The 17,197-nt window shown below is 65.7% G+C and carries 17 protein-coding genes and 2 tRNA genes; 12 read left to right on the top strand and 7 right to left on the bottom strand.

What is annotated here, in order from left to right:
- Positions 1–93 precede the first annotated feature (93 nt).
- Positions 94–690 carry a hypothetical protein gene (locus tag HNE04_RS18735; protein WP_172222510.1) on the bottom strand — a complete coding sequence of 199 codons (597 nt, stop codon included), beginning with the start codon at positions 688–690 and terminating at the stop codon, positions 94–96.
- Positions 691–1,271: 581 nt separating this feature from the next.
- On the opposite strand from HNE04_RS18735, the gene HNE04_RS18730 reads away from it, so the two are divergent.
- On the top strand, positions 1,272–2,225 hold the full coding sequence (locus HNE04_RS18730) for a hypothetical protein (RefSeq protein WP_172222509.1): 954 nt from the start codon (positions 1,272–1,274) through the stop codon (positions 2,223–2,225).
- 39 nt (positions 2,226–2,264) lie between these two features.
- On the opposite strand, the gene HNE04_RS18725 is transcribed toward HNE04_RS18730, so the two are convergent.
- A tRNA-Ile gene (locus HNE04_RS18725) sits at positions 2,265–2,341 on the bottom strand.
- A 22-nt stretch (positions 2,342–2,363) separates the two neighbouring features.
- A complete protein-coding gene (gene hrcA / locus HNE04_RS18720) occupies positions 2,364–3,365 on the bottom strand; it encodes a heat-inducible transcriptional repressor HrcA (protein ID WP_172222508.1) in 1,002 nt (333 codons plus the stop codon).
- Between the two features lie 41 nt (positions 3,366–3,406).
- On the opposite strand from hrcA, the gene HNE04_RS18715 reads away from it, so the two are divergent.
- The 3 genes from HNE04_RS18715 to rapZ are packed head-to-tail and all read left to right on the top strand — an operon-like array spanning position 3,407 to position 6,855.
- Positions 3,407–4,300, top strand: coding sequence for an NAD kinase (locus HNE04_RS18715; RefSeq protein WP_172222507.1), 894 nt, complete (start codon positions 3,407–3,409; stop codon positions 4,298–4,300).
- Positions 4,301–5,971, top strand: a complete 1,671-nt coding sequence (gene recN / locus HNE04_RS18710) for a DNA repair protein RecN (RefSeq protein WP_172222506.1) — start codon at positions 4,301–4,303, stop codon at positions 5,969–5,971. It begins immediately after the preceding gene.
- Positions 5,968–6,855 carry an RNase adapter RapZ gene (rapZ, locus tag HNE04_RS18705; protein WP_172222501.1) on the top strand — a complete coding sequence of 296 codons (888 nt, stop codon included), beginning with the start codon at positions 5,968–5,970 and terminating at the stop codon, positions 6,853–6,855. Before recN ends, rapZ begins: the two co-directional genes overlap by 4 nt.
- Here the strand turns inward: rapZ and mutY are convergent.
- Genes mutY through mutM form a run of 3 tightly spaced genes read right to left on the bottom strand, consistent with a single transcriptional unit; the run spans position 6,852 to position 10,721 of the window.
- On the bottom strand, positions 6,852–7,898 hold the full coding sequence (gene mutY / locus HNE04_RS18700; RefSeq protein WP_172222498.1) for an A/G-specific adenine glycosylase: 1,047 nt from the start codon (positions 7,896–7,898) through the stop codon (positions 6,852–6,854). The two genes, rapZ and mutY, sit on opposite strands and share 4 nt — an antisense overlap.
- A complete protein-coding gene (locus tag HNE04_RS18695; protein WP_172222496.1) occupies positions 7,895–9,856 on the bottom strand; it encodes a dynamin family protein in 1,962 nt (653 codons plus the stop codon). The genes mutY and HNE04_RS18695 overlap by 4 nt, the downstream gene beginning before the upstream one ends.
- A 49-nt stretch (positions 9,857–9,905) precedes the next feature.
- Positions 9,906–10,721 carry a bifunctional DNA-formamidopyrimidine glycosylase/DNA-(apurinic or apyrimidinic site) lyase gene (gene mutM / locus HNE04_RS18690; RefSeq protein ID WP_172222493.1) on the bottom strand — a complete coding sequence of 272 codons (816 nt, stop codon included), beginning with the start codon at positions 10,719–10,721 and terminating at the stop codon, positions 9,906–9,908.
- A 33-nt stretch (positions 10,722–10,754) separates the two neighbouring features.
- Between mutM and HNE04_RS18685 the strand changes: the two genes are divergently transcribed.
- The 8 genes from HNE04_RS18685 to HNE04_RS18650 all read left to right on the top strand — a co-directional run bounded on the left by HNE04_RS18685 (position 10,755) and on the right by HNE04_RS18650 (position 16,934).
- Positions 10,755–12,500, top strand: a complete 1,746-nt coding sequence (locus HNE04_RS18685) for a tetratricopeptide repeat protein (protein ID WP_172222491.1) — start codon at positions 10,755–10,757, stop codon at positions 12,498–12,500.
- Positions 12,497–12,997, top strand: a complete 501-nt coding sequence (locus HNE04_RS18680) for an outer membrane lipoprotein LolB (RefSeq protein WP_172222488.1) — start codon at positions 12,497–12,499, stop codon at positions 12,995–12,997. The genes HNE04_RS18685 and HNE04_RS18680 overlap by 4 nt, the downstream gene beginning before the upstream one ends.
- Positions 12,997–13,857: a 4-(cytidine 5'-diphospho)-2-C-methyl-D-erythritol kinase gene (gene ispE, locus HNE04_RS18675; protein WP_172222486.1), complete on the top strand. Its 861-nt coding sequence runs from the start codon at positions 12,997–12,999 to the stop codon at positions 13,855–13,857. Before HNE04_RS18680 ends, ispE begins: the two co-directional genes overlap by 1 nt.
- Before the next feature lie 20 nt (positions 13,858–13,877).
- Positions 13,878–13,954, top strand: a tRNA-Gln gene (locus HNE04_RS18670).
- A 73-nt stretch (positions 13,955–14,027) separates the two neighbouring features.
- The gene (locus HNE04_RS18665) at positions 14,028–15,005 is read left to right on the top strand and encodes a ribose-phosphate pyrophosphokinase (protein ID WP_172222483.1); all 978 of its coding nucleotides are present in this window, start codon (positions 14,028–14,030) and stop codon (positions 15,003–15,005) included.
- A gap of 84 nt (positions 15,006–15,089) precedes the next feature.
- On the top strand, positions 15,090–15,833 hold the full coding sequence (locus HNE04_RS18660; RefSeq protein WP_172222480.1) for a 50S ribosomal protein L25/general stress protein Ctc: 744 nt from the start codon (positions 15,090–15,092) through the stop codon (positions 15,831–15,833).
- Positions 15,834–15,910: 77 nt separating this feature from the next.
- On the top strand, positions 15,911–16,519 hold the full coding sequence (gene pth / locus HNE04_RS18655) for an aminoacyl-tRNA hydrolase (RefSeq protein ID WP_172222478.1): 609 nt from the start codon (positions 15,911–15,913) through the stop codon (positions 16,517–16,519).
- Between the two features lie 22 nt (positions 16,520–16,541).
- The gene (locus HNE04_RS18650) at positions 16,542–16,934 is read left to right on the top strand and encodes a hypothetical protein (RefSeq protein ID WP_172222476.1); all 393 of its coding nucleotides are present in this window, start codon (positions 16,542–16,544) and stop codon (positions 16,932–16,934) included.
- Here the strand turns inward: HNE04_RS18650 and HNE04_RS18645 are convergent.
- The gene (locus HNE04_RS18645; RefSeq protein ID WP_172222474.1) at positions 16,931–17,194 is read right to left on the bottom strand and encodes a YfhL family 4Fe-4S dicluster ferredoxin; all 264 of its coding nucleotides are present in this window, start codon (positions 17,192–17,194) and stop codon (positions 16,931–16,933) included. The two genes, HNE04_RS18650 and HNE04_RS18645, sit on opposite strands and share 4 nt — an antisense overlap.
- Positions 17,195–17,197: the final 3 nt, after the last annotated feature.

Genomic DNA, 17,197 nt, shown 5'->3' with positions numbered 1-17,197 from the left:
CGCGCAGCACCTGTGATCTCGAACCGCACCGGCTGTGTCTTGCGCTGCATGACGATTGCCCGCGAAGAGCGTCCTTTGCTTGCGCTGCGGGCCTCAGTGCAGCGTGGCCGGCCGGCTGTCCAGCGGCGCGATGAAAGAGTCGGCCTGCTGCCATGGACCTGAGCTGAAGTCGCTGTCGGACAGAAGGCTTTCCGGGCCAGAGCCCGAACTGTTACCGCGGTCGGGCTCGAGCCGGCCGAAGTCGCTAGGACGTTGGTCGCGTAAGCGGTGGACGGCTGTTCGGAGCTGATGAGCTGTGGTCACAATCGCGTCGTCGGTGACCTTGTTGCCTGGCATGAATGCCTTGTCCCCTAGGAATTCCGTACGAACTTCCGACAAGGCTGGCAGCCTGTTGGGCTTGACAACCAAATAGGCAATGCCGCACTGCGAGAGCAAGGTCAGCTTGAGTTGCCGGTTGCTTCGGGAAATGCCGCTGGGCCCAATCACATCCACGCAACCGACCACATGACCGTCGGATGCACAAACCGTGAAAGTGCAATACACACCGCTGAGCAGCTGATACCAATGCGCGCCGTTCTCTTTGCTGCTAGGCAAGGTAAATCGCGTCACTGGAGTCTTGATCATGATGTGGTGATCGAAAAAGACGCGATTGAGCCAGTGCCAGACCAGGCATTCCGCGGAGCTGGCCATCCTTCGCGGATCAAGTGGCCAATGCTTTGGAATGCGCCTTCGCTGCTTCGCAACGCGGCGTGCCCACCACCGACCTGCAAAAATTCCTGCGAATGTGCCGACAATGGCCGCGATACCTATCAGGATGAATCCAGGCGTTTGGATCACAGTCTGCCCCCCGATACCGTTAGCAATCGTAACTGAGCACCATTGCGGGAGGAGGATCTTTTCACAAGCTGCTCCGCTGCTCTGCGCAAGTTGTGAAGAGAGCGTTCCAGCGTTTGCAATCCTGCGCTGTGGCGAGGTCATATGCATCGTGTTTCAACTTGTTACAACACTAACCGCACCCTCGACTACGGCAAATGCGGGTTAACCCTAGAAATCGCCATTGAACAGCGCGCCATCCCCCAAACTGGGGATGGCGAAGTTGCGTAACGGGAGCAAGATGTAATCGACGAACCGTGTCGCGTTTCGAGCACGGTTGAAAGGAAGCGGTTGTGACAGCTGGCATGCATGCTGGCAAGTCCGCGACGGAACAGCCCATCCTGTGGCTGGGAATGTCTGGCTTTGCCCCACAGCAGCGGCCCGTACTGGAAGCGTCCTTGACACGCTCCGCGGGCTCGCCGAGTTGGCGTACCTGCGCGTTCGGCGATGCCGACGCCTGGTTCGTGAACGGCCAGAACGTGCGCGTGATGCCCAGCGGCACCCTGAAGGTCGCTCCCGGCTTGCCCACGGAGAGGGCACTGAATCTCAACTTGAGCGAGGTCGACCGGCCCGTGGCGTTCGCTTTGCCGCTGGCCTCTGGTGATATCGAGCCGCGCTGCACCTTCGATCCCGCCTCGAAGGCCGCCACACATGGGGTGCTTGCCCAATTCGAGGGCTGGCTGCGGTTGCTGCGGGTCCAGTTTGTCCTGGGCGCGCAGCTCGTCGCGCGTGAGGCCGAACTGCGGCGAGGCGTTTATCACGTCAGCTATAGCGGCAGCCTGCTAGCCGTTCTCGACCTCTACGAGGGCAAGTGCGCGATCTCGCCCGGCGCACACCCGGCGGATCTGTGGGAGGCGCAATGGGACAAGCGGCCGGTTGGGGCGGGCGCCACGCCTCCCGGCTTCCTTGCCGCCACGCCGGCGCAGCTGGCCTGGGCCTACGTTTGCCGCACCGATCGCGACTTGCTGCCGGCGCGCTATGTCACCGACCTAATCTATTACCGCCACGTGCCCCGAGTGCCGGTGCGATGGCTGCGTGATTCGCAGCTGATGCTGGTGCGCGAGCTGTCGGTCGAGCCGGCAACCTTCGAGGCCCTTCGCCAGCGCACCGGCTTGACCGTCAGGCACCTCAAGCAGGATCTGACCTGCCTTTACTACGCCACCGCGATCACCATCACACGCTCCAAGGCAGCCAAGCTGTCGGTGGCACGGGAGGACAGCCAACCCGTTTCGACCGAGCCGGGCCTTCACTCACTACTAAGCAACGAGGGCAACTGGGAGCATGGAGGCGACATGACCGCCCCGGCCCTGCTCGAACGCAGGTCCGACCAGCCGAAATCAAAGGTCACCTAGGACTACTAAGAAGAGCGCAGCGGCTGCCGCTCAAGAATTTGGTAGGGCGTGTTGGACTTGAACCAACGACCAAAGGATTATGAGTCCTCTGCTCTAACCAACTGAGCTAACGCCCCAACCGACCCCGATTGTAAGAGGCTACTTGTTGTGGCTCAGCGCGTTACTGACCAGCCTGGAAGTGATGTCCACGATCTGGATCATCTTGTCGTAGGGCATGCGGGTCGGGCCGATCACGCCCAGGGTTCCCACGACCTGGCCGTCCACCTCGTACGGGGCGCTGACGATGGACAGTTCCTCGAAGGGCACGACGGTGCTTTCGCCGCCTATGTAGATGCGCACGCCCGCCGCCTGGCTGGAGACGTCGAGCAGGCGCATCAGCTGGGTCTTCTGCTCGAACAGCTCGAAGGCCCGGCGCAGATGGCTCATGTCGTTGGAGAAGTCGCTCACGGCCAGCAGGTTGCGCTCGCCGGAGATCACCACCTCGTCCTGCTCGCTCATGGCATCCGAGCTGGCCTGCACGGCCGTCTGCATCAGCGCGCCGATCTCGCCGCGCAGCTTGTCCACTTCGCCCTTGAGGCGCTCGCGCACCTGCTCGATCGCCATGCCGGCGTAGTTGGCGTTGAGGAAGTTGGCCGCTTCGATCAGCTGGCTCTGGGTGTAGTCGGCCTCGGTGAAGACCACGCGGTTTTGCACGTCGCCGTCGGGCGAGACGATGATGACCAGGAACCTGCGTTCCGACAGGCGCAGGAATTCGATGTGGCGGAACACCGACGTGCGTCGCGGCGCCATGACCACGCCGACGAACTGCGACAGGTTGGACAGCAGGTGCGCCGCATTGGCGATGACTTTTTGCGGCTGGTCGGCCGCCAGGCTGGGCGCCTGCATCTGTTCGCGCTGCGCCGTGAGCATGGTGTCCACGAAAAGCCGGTAGCCGCGTGCGGTCGGAATGCGGCCCGCCGAGGTATGCGGGCTGGCGATAAGGCCCAGAGTCTCCAGGTCCGACATCACGTTGCGGATGGTGGCCGGCGAAAGCTCCAACCCGGAGGCGCGCGACAGCGTGCGCGAGCCCACGGGCTGCCCGTCGGCGATATACCGCTCGACCAGGGCTTTCAACAACAACTTGGCACGGTCATCGAGCATGATTGAGGGCTTTTCTGGGATTTTAATGATGTAATTTGTGAATGAAATCCCAATTCCGCCAGGTAGCCCTGATCGGCAAATATCACGCCGCGGCTTCTGGGTCGGGCGCGGGCTCCACCCGTGCCACGCTGGAAGACATTGCCCACTTCCTGGGCACGCAGGGCTGCGATGTTGTCGTCGAACGCGAAACGGCTTCGTCTGCCGGAATCACAGGGTACACCACGCTGGACGTTCCGGCTATCGGAGCGCAGTGCGACCTGGGCCTGGTGGTGGGCGGCGACGGCACCATGCTGGGCATTGGCCGGCAGCTGGCACGCTTCGGCGTGCCGCTGATCGGCATCAACCAGGGGCGACTGGGCTTCATCACCGACATTCCGCTGGACCAGTTCCGCGCCACCCTCACGCCCATGCTCAGGGGTGAGTACGAGGAAGACCATCGCAGCCTGATGCACGCCCGAGTGGTCCGCGACGGCCATTGCGTCTTCGACGCGCTGGCGATGAACGACGTGGTCGTCAACCGCGGCGCGACCTCGGGCATGGTCGAGCTTCGGGTCGAGGTCGACGGGCATTTCGTGGCCAACCAGCGGGCCGACGGCCTGATCGTCGCCAGCCCCACGGGATCGACCGCCTATGCCCTTTCCGCCGGCGGGCCGCTGTTGCACCCGTCCACCCCCGGCTGGGTGCTGGTTCCGATCGCGCCGCATACCTTGTCCAACCGGCCGATCGTGCTGCCCGACGCTTCGGAGATCGCGATCGAGGTGGTTGCCGGACGCGACGCCAGCGCCAATTTCGATATGCAATCGCTGGCCTCTCTCCTGCATGGCGACCGCATCACCGTGCGCCGCTCGCAGCACCGCGTACGATTCCTGCATCCGCGAGGCTGGACCTATTTCGACACCTTGCGCATGAAACTGCATTGGAATGAGGGCAACTGAATGGCTTTGAAGCGTATTGCGCTGCGCGACTTCGTGATCGTGCGAGAGCTCGAGCTGGACCTTTCCTCGGGCTTCAGCGTGCTGACCGGCGAGACCGGCGCGGGCAAATCCATCCTTGTCGATGCGTTGCAGCTGGCGCTGGGCTCCCGGGCAGACGCCGGTGTGGTGCGCGAAGGTGCGGCACGCGCCGACATCAGCGCCGAATTCGACCTGCCCCCCGCGCTGGCACCTTGGCTGGAAGAAGCCGGTTTCGAAGCGGACGACAGCCTGCTGCTGCGCCGCAGCATCGACAGCCAGGGAAAGAGCCGGGCCTGGATCAATGGCAGCCCGGCCACGGCCACCCAGCTGCGCGAACTGGCCGACCAGCTGGTGGACATCCACGGCCAGCACGCCTGGCAAAGCCTGACCCGGCCCGAGGCCGTGCGCGGTCTGCTGGACGGTTACGCCGGCTTGACCACCCAGGCGCTGCAGCAGCTGTGGCAGCGCTGGCGCGGCGCCCAAAAGACATTGGCCGATGCCCGCGCCGCACAGGATTCGCTGCAGCGCGAACGCGAGCGCCTGGCGTGGCAGATCGCCGAAGTCGAAAAGCTGGCGCCGGGCGAACATGAGTGGGACGAGCTGAACACCAACCATGCCCGCCTGGCCAATGCGCAGTCGCTGCTCGAGGCGGCGCAGGGTGCGCTGCAAGCCCTGGAGGGCGAAGACGGCGGCGCCGCGCGAAGCCTGTCGCAAGCTCAGGCCCTGCTGCAGGGACAGGCACATGTGGAGCCGGCCTTCCGCGAGCTGGCACAAGTGCTGGCCTCCAGCCTGGCCCAAGCCGAGGACGCGGCGCATTCGCTGCACGGCTACCTGCGCAAGACCGATCTGGACCCGCAGCGCCTGGCCGAACTGGACGATCGTATGTCGCTGTGGATGTCGCTGTCGCGTCGCTACCGGCGCACACCGGCGGAGCTGCCCGGGCTTCTGGCTTCGTGGAAGCAGGAGCTGGCCAAGCTCGATGCCGCAGCCGACCTGGCCGCGCTGGAAGCGGCCGAGAAGAAAGACGCGGACGCCTATCTGGCCGAAGCCCGCGCGCTGTCCAAGGCGCGCGCCAAGTCTGCACCCCAGCTGGCCAAGGCGGTGACGCTGGCCATGCAGGGTTTGGGCATGCAGGGCGGGCGATTCGAAGTGGCCCTGCAGACCATGGAGCAGCCGGCGCAAGGCGGCCTGGAAGAAATCAGCTTCCTGGTGGCCGGCCATGCCGGCACCACGCCCCGGCCGGTGGGCAAGGTTGCGTCGGGCGGTGAACTGTCGCGCATCGCGCTGGCCATCGCCGTGACGACCAGCCGCCTGGGCACTGCGCAAACGCTGATCTTCGACGAGGTCGATTCAGGCGTGGGCGGCGCCGTGGCCGAAACCGTGGGCCGGCTGATGAAGCAGTTGGGGCGCGACCGCCAGGTGTTGGCCGTCACGCATCTGCCCCAGGTAGCCGCGTGCGCCGACCATCACCTGGTCGTGGCCAAGCACGGCGGCGCCTCCGGCCCTTCGAGCACCGTGGCGGCCGTGCAGGGCGAGCAGCGCGTGGCCGAAGTCGCGCGCATGCTGGGCGGCGAGCACCTGTCCGGAACCACACTGGCGCACGCCAAGGAAATGCTGTCGGGCGCGGCAGCGCGCGCACCCGTCAAATCATGACGCTCGAGGTTGTGCTCATCACGGGCATGTCGGGATCCGGCAAATCGGTGGCGCTGCGCGCGCTGGAGGACGCCGGCTATTACTGCGTGGACAACCTCCCGCCCGAGCTGCTGCTGTCTTTCGTGGCGCTGGAGCAGCAGAACAATGCCCAGCGGGTGGCCATCGCCATGGACGTGCGAAGCGCCACCTCGCTGCCGCTGGTGCCGGCGCAACTGCGCGAGCTGCGGGCGCAGGGCGTCGTCGTGCGCCCGCTGTTCCTGGATGCGACGACCGATACCCTGGTGCGGCGGTTCTCCGAAACGCGGCGCCGGCATCCGCTGTCCGGCAGCCGTTCCGGCGCGCAGACCAGCGATGTGGCCTACGACCGCCAACATGCGCTAGTCGATGCCATCGAGCTTGAACGCGAACTGCTGGCCGACCTGCGCGAGCAGGCCCACGCCATAGACACCAGCGTGATCCGGTCATCGCAGCTGCAGGCGCATGTCAAGTCGCTGTTGTCGGCGCCGGTCAGCCAGCTCACGCTGGTCTTCGAGTCGTTTGCTTTCAAGCGCGGCGTTCCGGTGGACGCGGACTATGTGTTCGACGTGCGCATGCTGCCCAACCCGCACTACGAGCCCGCGCTGCGCGACCTGACCGGGCGCGACCAGCCGGTCATCGATTTCCTGGCGCGGCATGCCGACGTGGAGCAGATGTACAGCCACATCGAGCATTTCCTCAACCACTGGCTGGAACCGCTGGCGCGCGACCACCGCAGTTATGTCACGGTGGCCGTCGGGTGCACGGGCGGCCAGCACCGCTCGGTATTCCTGGTGGAAAAGCTGGCCGCATCGTTCAGCGCTCGCTGGATCACCCTCAAGCGGCACCGCGAGCTCGACGGGCTCTAGGCGGCGGCCTCCAGCAGCTTGCGCACCGGCGCGGGCAATCCCAGCTTTGCCCATTCATCGTTGGCAAACCAGGCGCCGCCGGCGCGGCGCAGCGCCGACTTGGTGAACTCGCCGGCGACCGGGTGGAGATGCAGATCCTTGTGGGTCAGCACATGCAGAAACGGGGCATGGTCCTGCAGGCGCGCCCTGCCCTCTGCCGGCACCGCGGCTTCCAGCGCATCGCGGCTCTCGAACGCGGGCAAACAATACAGGCCCGCCCAGATGCCGGTCGCCGGCCTCTTCTCCAGCCACACCGCACCGTCGCCGGAGCGGGCCTGCAGCAGCCACAGCGAATGCGCGCTGCGCTTGAGTTTGCGGGTCCTCACCGGATACTTTTCCGGCGTGCCTTCGCGCCGCGCGGCGCACAGCTCGCGAACCGGGCACAGCAGGCAGCTCGGGTTGCGCGTCAGGCAGATGCCCGCGCCCAGATCCATCAGGCCCTGGGTGTAGCGCGGCATGGCTTCCTGCACCTTGTGTTCGGGCAGCAGCGCTTCGGCCTGCGCCCACAGGCTGCGTTCGTTGCTCGCGCTGGCGAGATCGGCATCGAAGCCGAGGACGCGAGTGAGCACACGTTTGACGTTGCCGTCCAGGATGGCGGCGCGCTCGCCGAAACAAAACGAGGCGATCGCGGCGGCCGTGGAGCGCCCGATGCCGGGCAGCGTTTGCAGCACCTGGGCGCGGCGCGGAAACTCGCCGCCGTGCACTGCCACCACGTCCTGGGCGCAGCGGTGCAGGTTGCGGGCCCGGCTGTAGTAGCCCAGGCCACTCCACAGACCCAGCACCTCGTCCAAATGCGCGGCGGCCAGGGTCTTCACATCCGGAAAGCGCGCCAGGAAGCGGGCGTAGTAATCCAGCACCGTGGCCACCTGGGTCTGCTGGAGCATGATCTCCGAGAGCCAGACGCGGTAGGGGTCGCGCGTGTTCTGCCAGGGCAGGCTGTTGCGCCCGTGCTCTTGCTGCCAGCGCACCACGCGGCTGGCAAAGCCCGCCGGCGAAATGCTCATGCCGCGTGCAGCAGGGGCTCGGCCGGCGCGTGGCCGGTTACCTGGATGTTCACCAGATGGTCGGTCAGCTCGGTGAGCTTGGCGTCCAGCTCGTCGATGGCCGTTTCGTGGGCCTCGATCTCGGCAATGCGGTCGTCCAGGCCGGTCGCGGCCTGCTGGATGCGTTCGATCGCCTCGAGGCGGCGGCCGAAGTTGCGGCGCCGCTCGCGCAGCTGCGCATCGAGCTGGGCTGCCGCCGATTTGTTCCACAGCTCCACCTCGCCCAGCGCCGACTCGAAGACGACGCGCAGGCGCGTGCCCAACGCCCGCACGAGGCGGTCGGCGAATTCGGGCTGCGCCAAACGGAACGCGTTCCCCATGCCCAGGTACTGGTTGTGGCTGCGCTCCACCAGATCCAGGTCCCGCTCATAGCGGGCCAGATCGGGCTCGCGCGGGGCCTGCAGCGAGAAACCGTATTCGGCATTGAGCTGGCGGAAGGTGCCGGTCAGCATCGACTGGATGTCTGCGCTTTTGCTCTGGGCGGTCTGCAGGCCCAAGCGCAGGCGATCGAAGGTGGAGGCATAGGCCTTGCGCACGCCCAGCTTGATGCCGGGCTGGCGCAACGCCGCCGTCAGTTCGGCCATCTCGGTTTTCAGCGTGGCGGTGCCCAGGAGCGTGAACACGTCCCGCAGCAGCTTCAGGTGGACCGAGCGGACGGCGTGGATGCGGGCGCCGCTCACATCGAAATCCACCTGCTCCTGCTCGATGCGCGAGCGCATGTGCCTGATGACCGAGGTGTTCTTGCCGCGCAGGCCCTTGAGTTCGAGCATCTGCTCGGCCAGGTCGCGGCGGCGGATGTGGATTGCGCGGCCGGCTTCGACCCGCAGCTCGCCGATGCCGCCTGCCACGGCGCTGCGCAGGATCTTCTGGCGCTGGCCCATTACGCCCTGGCTCAGGGCGCGTTCAAGGACGGGCAACTGGCTGGCCTGCAGCAGTGCCGCATCGTTGTTGACCTTGGCGACCAAGCCCTTTTGCGCGGAAACCGGGATGACCTGCTCCGCGGGCAGGCCCAGGATCTCGGCCGATGTCGCGCGCTGCCGGTCGATCTGCGCCTGGATCTGCGCGGGGGTGCTCAGCGAGTCCCACATCGTGTCGATCTTGTTCAGGACGACCAGGCGCGAATCGATGTTGTCCGATTCAGTGATGAGGTGTTCGCGCCAGATCGACAGATCGGACTTGGTGACACCGGTATCGGCCGCCAGGATGAACACCACGGCATGGGCCTGCGGAATCAGGTTGACGGTCAGTTCGGGTTCGGCGCCGATGGCGTTCAGGCCGGGCGTGTCCAGGATCACCAGCCCCTGTTTGAGCAGCGGGTGCGCGATGTTGATCAGGGCGTGGCGCCACTTCGGCACTTCCACCATGCCCTGCGCGTTGACCATCGGGTTGTCTTCGGGCGCGTCGTCATGCCAGAAGCCCAGGGCCTTGGCTTCGGCCTTGGTGACGTGCCGGATCTCGGCCACCTTCTCGAAGGCCTTGGCAAGCTGGGCCGGGTCGTTGACGTCGAGGTCCACTCGCGTCCACTTCTCGGTGGCCATGCGCCATTCCATCAGCGGCTGCGGCTGCAGGCGGGTTTCGATGGGCAACAGGCGCAGGCAGGGCGGCACGTCGGCGTCGTAGCCCAGCTCGGTCGGGCACATGGTGGTGCGGCCGGCGCTGGCGGGCATGATGCGGCGCTTGTAGCCGGCAAAGAAGATGGCGTTGATCAGCTCCGACTTGCCGCGCGAAAATTCGGCGACGAAGGCCACCATGACCTTGTCGGAGCGCATCTGCGTCTCCAGCCGGCGCAGGCGCTCTTCGACCGCGGAATCCAGCAGGTCATGGTCTTTCAGCCACTCGGACAGCAGCTTCAGGCGCAGGGCGAATTCGCGCCGCCACGTGCCATGCTGGTCGAATTGTTCGTTGAAAGAAGTGCCCACTGTGCCCCCGGAGTGAAATTGAATATAGCATTCCGGTGCTTTTTCCCTCTCAGGATTTCTGGCAATTGGGGCAGTAATACGTGGCGCGTTGACCCTGGCGGATGGTTTTCACAACAGCGCCGCAAACTCGGCACGCTTCGCCCGCCCGGTCGTAGACCATGGCCTCCAGCTGGAAGTAGCCCGCCTGCCCCTGCGCATTGGAGAAATCGCGCAGGGTGCTGCCGCCTTTTGCCACCGCGCGGGCCAGCACCTCGCGCACGGCGGTCCGCAGCTTTTCCGCCCGGGGACGGCTGATGCGGGAAGCGCGCAGGGTTGGACGGATGCCGGCCAGGAACAGTGCCTCCGACGCATAGATATTCCCGACGCCGACGACCAGATCGCCGGCCAGCAGTACCTGCTTGACCGGCGCGTTGCGGCGCCGGAGACCGGTGTGGAAAGACTCGATGTCGAATTCCTCGGTCAGGGGCTCCACCCCCAGCCGTCCCAGCAGCTTGAGGCCTTCCGGGGAGTTTTCGCCCGGTGCATACACCACAGCGCCGAAACGCCGCGGGTCGTTCAGTCGCAGCACGCCCTGGCTGGTCACCAGGTCGAAGTGGTCATGCACCCCGGCGGCGGAGCGCGCCAGCCCGAAGCTCAAGCTGCCGGACATCCCCAGGTGCAGGAGCAGCACGCCTTCGTTCAGGTCGATCAGCAGGTACTTGCCGCGGCGCCTGACCCCGCGCACGGTGCGGCCCACCAGCAACTGCGCTTCCAGGCCCAGCGGCCAACGCAAAGGCTTGCCCAGGCGCACCGACTCGATCCTGGCCCCCGCGATGCGGTCGGCAAGGCTCAGGCGTGTAACTTCGACTTCGGGCAGTTCTGGCATGGTGGGAATCGGGGCTTGGATTATTATGGTTCGATGAAGAGATTTCCCCTCGCGGCCGGCGCCATGCTGCTGGCCCTGGCCCAGGTAGCTTGCGCGCAAACCCCCCAGACCCCTCAGCCGGAGGAAACCGCGTCGCCGGCGCCTGCGCCCACGCCCCTGGATGCCGAACTTTTCTATCAGTTGCTGCTGGGCGAGCTCAACGCGCGAGGCCTGGAGCCGGCGACCGGGTACTCGCTGATCCTCGACTCGGCCCGCAAGACCAACGACCCCGCGCTTTATCAGCGCGCCGTGGAAGTCGCCTTCCAGTCGCGCTCCGGCGACGCTGCGCTACAGGCAGCCAGGGCCTGGAAGCAGGCGCATCCCACTTCGCGCGAGGCCAACCGCTATGTGCTGCAGATCCTGGTGGCGCTGAACCGGGTCGCTGACAGTGCCGAACCCCTGAAGGCGGACATCGCGCTGTCCGACGCCAAGGAGCGCAACGCCGTGTTGTCCGGCATCCCCCGCACCTATGCCCGGGTGAGCGACAAGAAATTGGCAGCCACCGTGGTGGAGCAGGCGTTGGGCGACTACCTCGCCAACCCCGCCACCGCCGCGTCCGCCTGGACTTCCGTCGGACGGCTGCGGCTGGCCGCGGACGACAACGCCGGCGCGGTCGAAGCGGCGCGGCGCGGCCAGGCCGCCAATCCCCGGGCCGAGGGCCCTGCCCTGCTCGCGCTGGAACTGATGGACCCGAAGCTGCCCCAGGCCGAGCCCATCGTGCGCCGCTACATGGAAGGCAAGCCCCTGCCCGAGTTGCGCATGGGCTACGCCCGTGCCCTGCTCGACGCCCAGCGCTACGCCGAGGCCACGAAGCAGCTGCAAGTGGTCACTGCCGAAAAGCCCGACTACCCCGAAGCCTGGCTGGTGCAGGGAACGCTGCAGCTGCAGGACAACCAGGACGCGGCCGCCGAAACCTCGCTCAAGCGATTCCTGGAACTCGCCCAGGCCCAGCGCTCGGGCGAAGAACGCAGCCGCGGGCTGGCCCAGGCCTACCTGTCGCTGTCGCGGATCGCCGAAAAGCGCAAGGACTACGCCTTGGCCGGCGCCTGGCTGGACAAGATCGAGAATCCGCAGGATCTGGTGGCCGCGCAGCACCGCCGCGCCTCCATCCTGGCGCGGCAGGGCAAGATGGACGAGGCGCGCAAGCTGTTGCGCTCGCTGCCCGATCGCGCCCCCACCGACGCCCGCACCAAGCTGATGGCGGAAGTCCAGCTGCTGCGGGAGCACAAGCAGTTCAAGGCAGCCTACGACTTGCTGGCCCAGGCCGCGGCCAAGCCGCCGTTCGATGCCGACCTGGTCTATGACCAGGCGATGCTGGCCGAGAAACTGGACAACCTGCCGGAAATGGAGCGTCTGCTGCGGCAGGTCATCGCCGCCAAGCCCGACTATCACCATGCGTACAACGCCCTGGGTTACTCGCTGGCCGAACGCAGCCTTCGGCTGCCGGAAGCCAAGGAGCTCATCAAGAAGGCGCTGACGTTCGCGCCGGACGACCCCTTCATCAGCGATAGCCTGGCCTGGGTGGAATTCCGCATGGGCAACAAGGCCGAGGCGCTGCGCATCCTCGACACCGCGTACAAGGCCCGGCCGGACGCCGACATCGCCGCCCACCTGGGCGAGGTGCTCTGGAGCCTGGGGCAGCGCGACCGGGCCCAGGCCATCTGGAAGGAAGGCTTGCTGCTCAACAGCGAAAACGACACCCTGCAGGAAACGCTGAAGCGGTTGCGCGTCAAGCCATGAACGCTCGCGCACGCTGGGCCGCCGGGCTGGTGGTGTTTGCCCTTGCCTTCCTGACGGGCTGCGCCAGCCCGCCCCGGGCTGCCGGGCCCGTCGATCCGGTCAGCGGCCCCTGGAGCGGCCGGCTGGCCCTGCAAGTGGAAGACCAGGCGAGCCAGTCGTTCTCGGCTTCTTTCGAACTCAAGGGCAGCGCGCGCTCCGGCGAGCTGACCCTCTTCAACCCGCTCGGCGGCACCCTGGCGGTATTGGCCTGGGTGCCCGGCGTCGCCACCCTCAACTCCAACGGCCAGACGCGCCAGTTCGACTCGGTCGATGCCCTGGTGGGCCATGTGACCGGCTCTGCCATTCCGGTGGCGGCTTTGTTCGACTGGTTGCGCGGCATCGACACCCGCGTGGCCGGATGGCGGGCCGACCTCAGCCAATTGGCTCAAGGGCGCGTCGCAGCCAAGCGGCTCGAGCCCCCGCCGCAAGCCGATCTGCGGGTGGTGCTGGAGCGCTAATGAAGGCGCTCTACGACGTTCCGGCGCCAGCCAAGCTCAATCTGTTCCTGCATGTCACCGGGCGCAGGCCCGACGGCATGCACCTGCTGCAGTCGGCCTTCATGCTCATCGACTGGTGCGACACGCTGCACTTCGAGTTGCGGCCTGGCGGGGGGCTCAGCCGGGAAGACCTGGGCGATGCATTGCCGGCGGATGACCTGGTGCTGCGCGCTGCCCGCGCTCTGCAACAAGCCTCGGCCACCGGCCATGGCGCCCATATCGCGATCGAGAAACGCTTGCCTTCCCAGGCGGGGATGGGTGGCGGCTCCTCGGACGCCGCGAGCTGCCTGCTCGCGCTCAATCGCCTGTGGGGGCTGAACTATCCCTTGGCCCGGCTGACGGAAATCGGCTTGAGCCTGGGCGCCGACGTGCCATTTTTCCTGGGCGGGCGTAACGCCTGGGTCGAAGGCGTGGGGGAACTTCTCAGCCCGATCGCGCTGCCGCGGGCCCGGTTTGTCGTGGCGAAGCCACCCGAGGGACTGGAAACTGCGGGAATCTTCAAGGACCCGCTGCTGAAACGCTGCAGTGAGCCTGCTATAATTTCAGGCTTTGCTGCAAACCCGTACGCTTTCGGAGTGAACGACTTGCAGCCGGTCGCCCAAAGGCTTTGCCCCGGCGTCACCCAGGCTCTTCAATGGCTGGGCTCGCAGGGCTTGCAAGGCCGGATGACCGGCTCAGGCAGCGCGGTATTTGCGCAGATAACCGGGGCCAAGCCGTTGCAGGCTGCTCCGGTGGGCTGGCAGGTTAGAGAATGCGGTAATTTGGAGGCTCATCCCCTGTTGGGATGGGCACCCAGCGACGATTCATCGGTGGGCGGCTGATTGCAGCCGTCAACCCGTGTAGGGGAGTCGCCAAGTTGGTTAAGGCACTGGATTTTGATTCCAGCATGCGAGGGTTCGAGTCCTTCCTCCCCTGCCAAATACGCCAGGCGTAAAGGCAAAACGTACACATAGCGTACGGGCAATAACGTTAAAACTCGCTGGGTCCGTCAATGCAGGTTATTCCGCATCCCGATTTCATGGTGTTCACTGGCAACGCCAATCCCGCCCTGGCTGCGGAGATTGCCGACCACCTGGGCATTTCGCTTGGCGCGGCCAGTGTGGGCCGTTTTTCCGACGGTGAAGTCACTGTCGAGATCAACACCAATGTGCGGGCGCGCGACGTGTTCGTGGTCCAGTCCACCTGCGCGCCAACCAACGAAAACCTGATGGAATTGCTGATCATGGTCGATGCGCTCAAGCGCGCCTCGGCCGAACGCATCAGCGCGGTGATCCCCTATTTCGGATATGCCCGACAGGACCGCCGCCCGCGTTCCTCGCGCGTTCCGATCTCGGCCAAGGTCGTGGCCAACCTGCTGCAGACCGTGGGCGTGTCGCGCGTGCTGACCATGGACTTGCACGCCGACCAGATCCAGGGCTTTTTCGACATCCCGGTGGACAACATCTATGCGTCCCCGGTCCTGCTGTCCGATGTGCGGCAAAAGAATTACGAAGACCTGATCGTGGTCTCGCCCGACGTGGGTGGCGTGGTGCGGGCCCGGGCCCTGGCCAAGCAGCTGAACACCGACCTGGCCATCATCGACAAGCGCCGGCCCAAGGCCAACGTGAGCGAGGTGATGCACGTGATCGGCGAGATCGACGGGCGCAACTGCGTGATCATGGACGACATGATCGACACCGCCGGCACGCTGGTGAAGGCGGCCGAGGTCCTGAAGGAACGCGGCGCCAAGAAGGTCTATGCGTATTGCACGCACGCGATCTTCTCGGGCCCCGCGATCGACCGCATCGCCAAGGGCGGCGCGCTGGACGAAGTGGTGGTGACCAACACCATCCCGCTGTCCGACAGCGCGCGCGGCTGCAAGAAAATCCGCCAGCTCACCGTGGCCCCGCTGATCGCCGAGACGATCCAGCGCATCGCCAAGGGTGAGTCGGTGATGAGTTTGTTCTCGGACCAGGAAAACCTGTTCTGAGGCATTAAGTAGGCCCTGCTTTCCGCCGGGCCCTTGTTAAACCGGAATCGCACTGGTCGCGGTGGATTCTTTTTGGAGTAAGTTATGAAATTCGTCGCTTTTGAGCGCGCAAAGCAGGGTACGGGTGCGAGCCGCCGTCTCCGCAATACGGGCAAGACCCCGGGCATCGTTTACGGTGGCGAAGGCCAGCCGCAGCTGATCGAGCTCGATCACAACGCGCTGTGGCACGCCCTGAAGAAGGAAGCCTTCCATTCCTCCATCCTCGAGATGGAACTGGCCGGCAAGACCGGCAAGGTCCTGCTGCGCGACGTGCAGATGCACCCGTACAAGCAGCTCGTGCAGCACATCGATTTCCAGCGCGTGGATGCCAAGACCAAGCTGCACATGAAGGTGCCGCTGCACTATGTGAAGGCCGAGGAATCGCAAGCCGTCAAGTTCGAGAACTGCGTGGCCAACCACGTGATGTCCGAAATCGACATCTCCTGCCTGCCCGCCGATCTGCCCGAGTTCATCGAAGTCGACCTGTCCGGCCTGAAGAAGGGCATGTCGCTGCACCTGAACGAGATCACGCTGCCCAAGGGCGTGACCGCCATCACGCGTGGCAAGCCGAACCCGGTGCTGGTTTCCGTCGTGACGATCGGTGGCGAAGAAGCCGTCGACCCGAATGCACCCGTTGCCGCCGCCGCGCCCGCCGCTGAAGCGGCCAAGCCCGCTGCAGGCAAGGATGCCAAGGGCGGCGACGCCAAGGGTGGCGACAAGGCCGGTGACAAGGGCGGTGCTGCCGCCAAGGCACCTGCAGCCAAGGCCCCTGCCGCCAAGAAGAAGTAATTTCTTCACAGGCCCGGCTGTAAACGGCCCACTTCGGTGGGCCGTTTGTCTTTCAGCAGCCCGGATAATCCTCTTCCATGATCAAACTGTTCGTTGGCCTGGGCAACCCCGGCGCCGAGTACGAAGCCACCCGCCACAACGCCGGGTTCTGGTGGGTGGAAGCGCTCGCGCGCGAACTCAAGCTGACGCTGGTGCCCGACAAGGGCTACCACGGGCGGCTGGCGCGCACCACGCTGCACGGGCAGACTCTCTGGCTGCTGGAGCCGCAGACCTTCATGAACCTGTCGGGCAAGTCGGTCGCCGCGCTGGCCCGCTTCTTCAAGATCCAGCCCGAGGAAATCCTGGTGGCCCACGACGAGCTCGATGTGGTCCCGGGACAGGCCAAACTCAAGTTCGGCGGCAGCCACGCCGGCCACAACGGCCTGCGCGATATCCACGCCCAGCTGGGAACGGGCGACTACTGGCGGTTGCGGCTGGGCATAGGCCATCCGGGCGTCAAGGCCGAGGTGATCAACTGGGTTCTGAAAAAGCCCGATGCCGAGCAGCGCGCCGCCATCGAGGAATGCGTGGTCCGCACCCTCAAGGCGGTGCCCGCCATGCTGGCCGGCGAAATGGACAAGGCGACGCTGCTGGTGCACACCAGCAAGCCCCCGCGACCCAAGCCGCCGCGGCCCGAAGGCGTCTGACAACGATCAAGGAGGAGACGACATGTACAAGAAACCATCCCTATTCGTACTGCTGGCGGCCGCGTGGCTGGTGCCCGCCGCGGCCCAGAACATCTACCGCTGCGGCGACAGCTACAGCCAGCAGCCCTGTCCCGGCGGCACCGTGGTGGAGGCCCAGGACGAGCGCAGCGCCGCCCAGCGGTCGCAAACCACCCTGGCGGCCCAGCGCGACGCGAAGACGGCCGACGCCATGGAAAAGGCCAGGCTGAAAGAAGAAGCCAAGCCTGTGCAGGCCTATATCCCGCCGGCGAAAGACGAGGCTGCAGCCGGCAAGCTGAAGAAACTCGCGCACTTCAAGGCCGCCGCTCCGAAGAAACCCGGCGCCGCCCCGGGCAAGCTAAAGAAGCCCAAAGCGAAGGCGAAAACCGCCGTCTAGCCGCCGCCCTGCGCCTGCGCAGTCAGGCGCTGGTATTTCTGCCACAGGGTTTCGCGGCTTTCCACATGGGCGGGGTTGATGGGAATGCAGGCCACGGGGCAGACCTGGACGCACTGCGGCTCGTCGAAGTGGCCCACGCATTCCGTGCACTTGGCCGGATCGATCTCATAGATCTCGGGCCCCAGGTAGATGGCCTGGTTCGGGCACTCGGGCTCGCACACATCGCAGTTGATGCACTCGTCGGTAATCATCAATGCCATGCC

Source organism: Caenimonas soli, from assembly GCF_013155545.1.
In the GTDB taxonomy this organism is placed as follows: Bacteria; Pseudomonadota; Gammaproteobacteria; order Burkholderiales; family Burkholderiaceae_C; genus Ramlibacter; species Ramlibacter soli.
Note: the sequence above shows the minus strand (reverse complement) of the source record. Positions and strands in the feature narration are given on the sequence as shown.

Coding starts and splice junctions, on each gene's coding strand:
- HNE04_RS18735 (WP_172222510.1), bottom strand. CDS start 690: ATGGCCAGCTCCGCGGAATGCCTGGTCTGGCACTGGCTCAATCGCGTC.
- hrcA (WP_172222508.1), bottom strand. CDS start 3,365: ATGCTCGATGACCGTGCCAAGTTGTTGTTGAAAGCCCTGGTCGAGCGG.
- HNE04_RS18715 (WP_172222507.1), top strand. CDS start 3,407: ATGAAATCCCAATTCCGCCAGGTAGCCCTGATCGGCAAATATCACGCC.
- recN (WP_172222506.1), top strand. CDS start 4,301: ATGGCTTTGAAGCGTATTGCGCTGCGCGACTTCGTGATCGTGCGAGAG.
- rapZ (WP_172222501.1), top strand. CDS start 5,968: ATGACGCTCGAGGTTGTGCTCATCACGGGCATGTCGGGATCCGGCAAA.
- mutY (WP_172222498.1), bottom strand. CDS start 7,898: ATGAGCATTTCGCCGGCGGGCTTTGCCAGCCGCGTGGTGCGCTGGCAG.
- mutM (WP_172222493.1), bottom strand. CDS start 10,721: ATGCCAGAACTGCCCGAAGTCGAAGTTACACGCCTGAGCCTTGCCGAC.
- HNE04_RS18685 (WP_172222491.1), top strand. CDS start 10,755: ATGAAGAGATTTCCCCTCGCGGCCGGCGCCATGCTGCTGGCCCTGGCC.
- HNE04_RS18680 (WP_172222488.1), top strand. CDS start 12,497: ATGAACGCTCGCGCACGCTGGGCCGCCGGGCTGGTGGTGTTTGCCCTT.
- ispE (WP_172222486.1), top strand. CDS start 12,997: ATGAAGGCGCTCTACGACGTTCCGGCGCCAGCCAAGCTCAATCTGTTC.
- HNE04_RS18665 (WP_172222483.1), top strand. CDS start 14,028: ATGCAGGTTATTCCGCATCCCGATTTCATGGTGTTCACTGGCAACGCC.
- HNE04_RS18660 (WP_172222480.1), top strand. CDS start 15,090: ATGAAATTCGTCGCTTTTGAGCGCGCAAAGCAGGGTACGGGTGCGAGC.
- pth (WP_172222478.1), top strand. CDS start 15,911: ATGATCAAACTGTTCGTTGGCCTGGGCAACCCCGGCGCCGAGTACGAA.
- HNE04_RS18650 (WP_172222476.1), top strand. CDS start 16,542: ATGTACAAGAAACCATCCCTATTCGTACTGCTGGCGGCCGCGTGGCTG.
- HNE04_RS18645 (WP_172222474.1), bottom strand. CDS start 17,194: ATGGCATTGATGATTACCGACGAGTGCATCAACTGCGATGTGTGCGAG.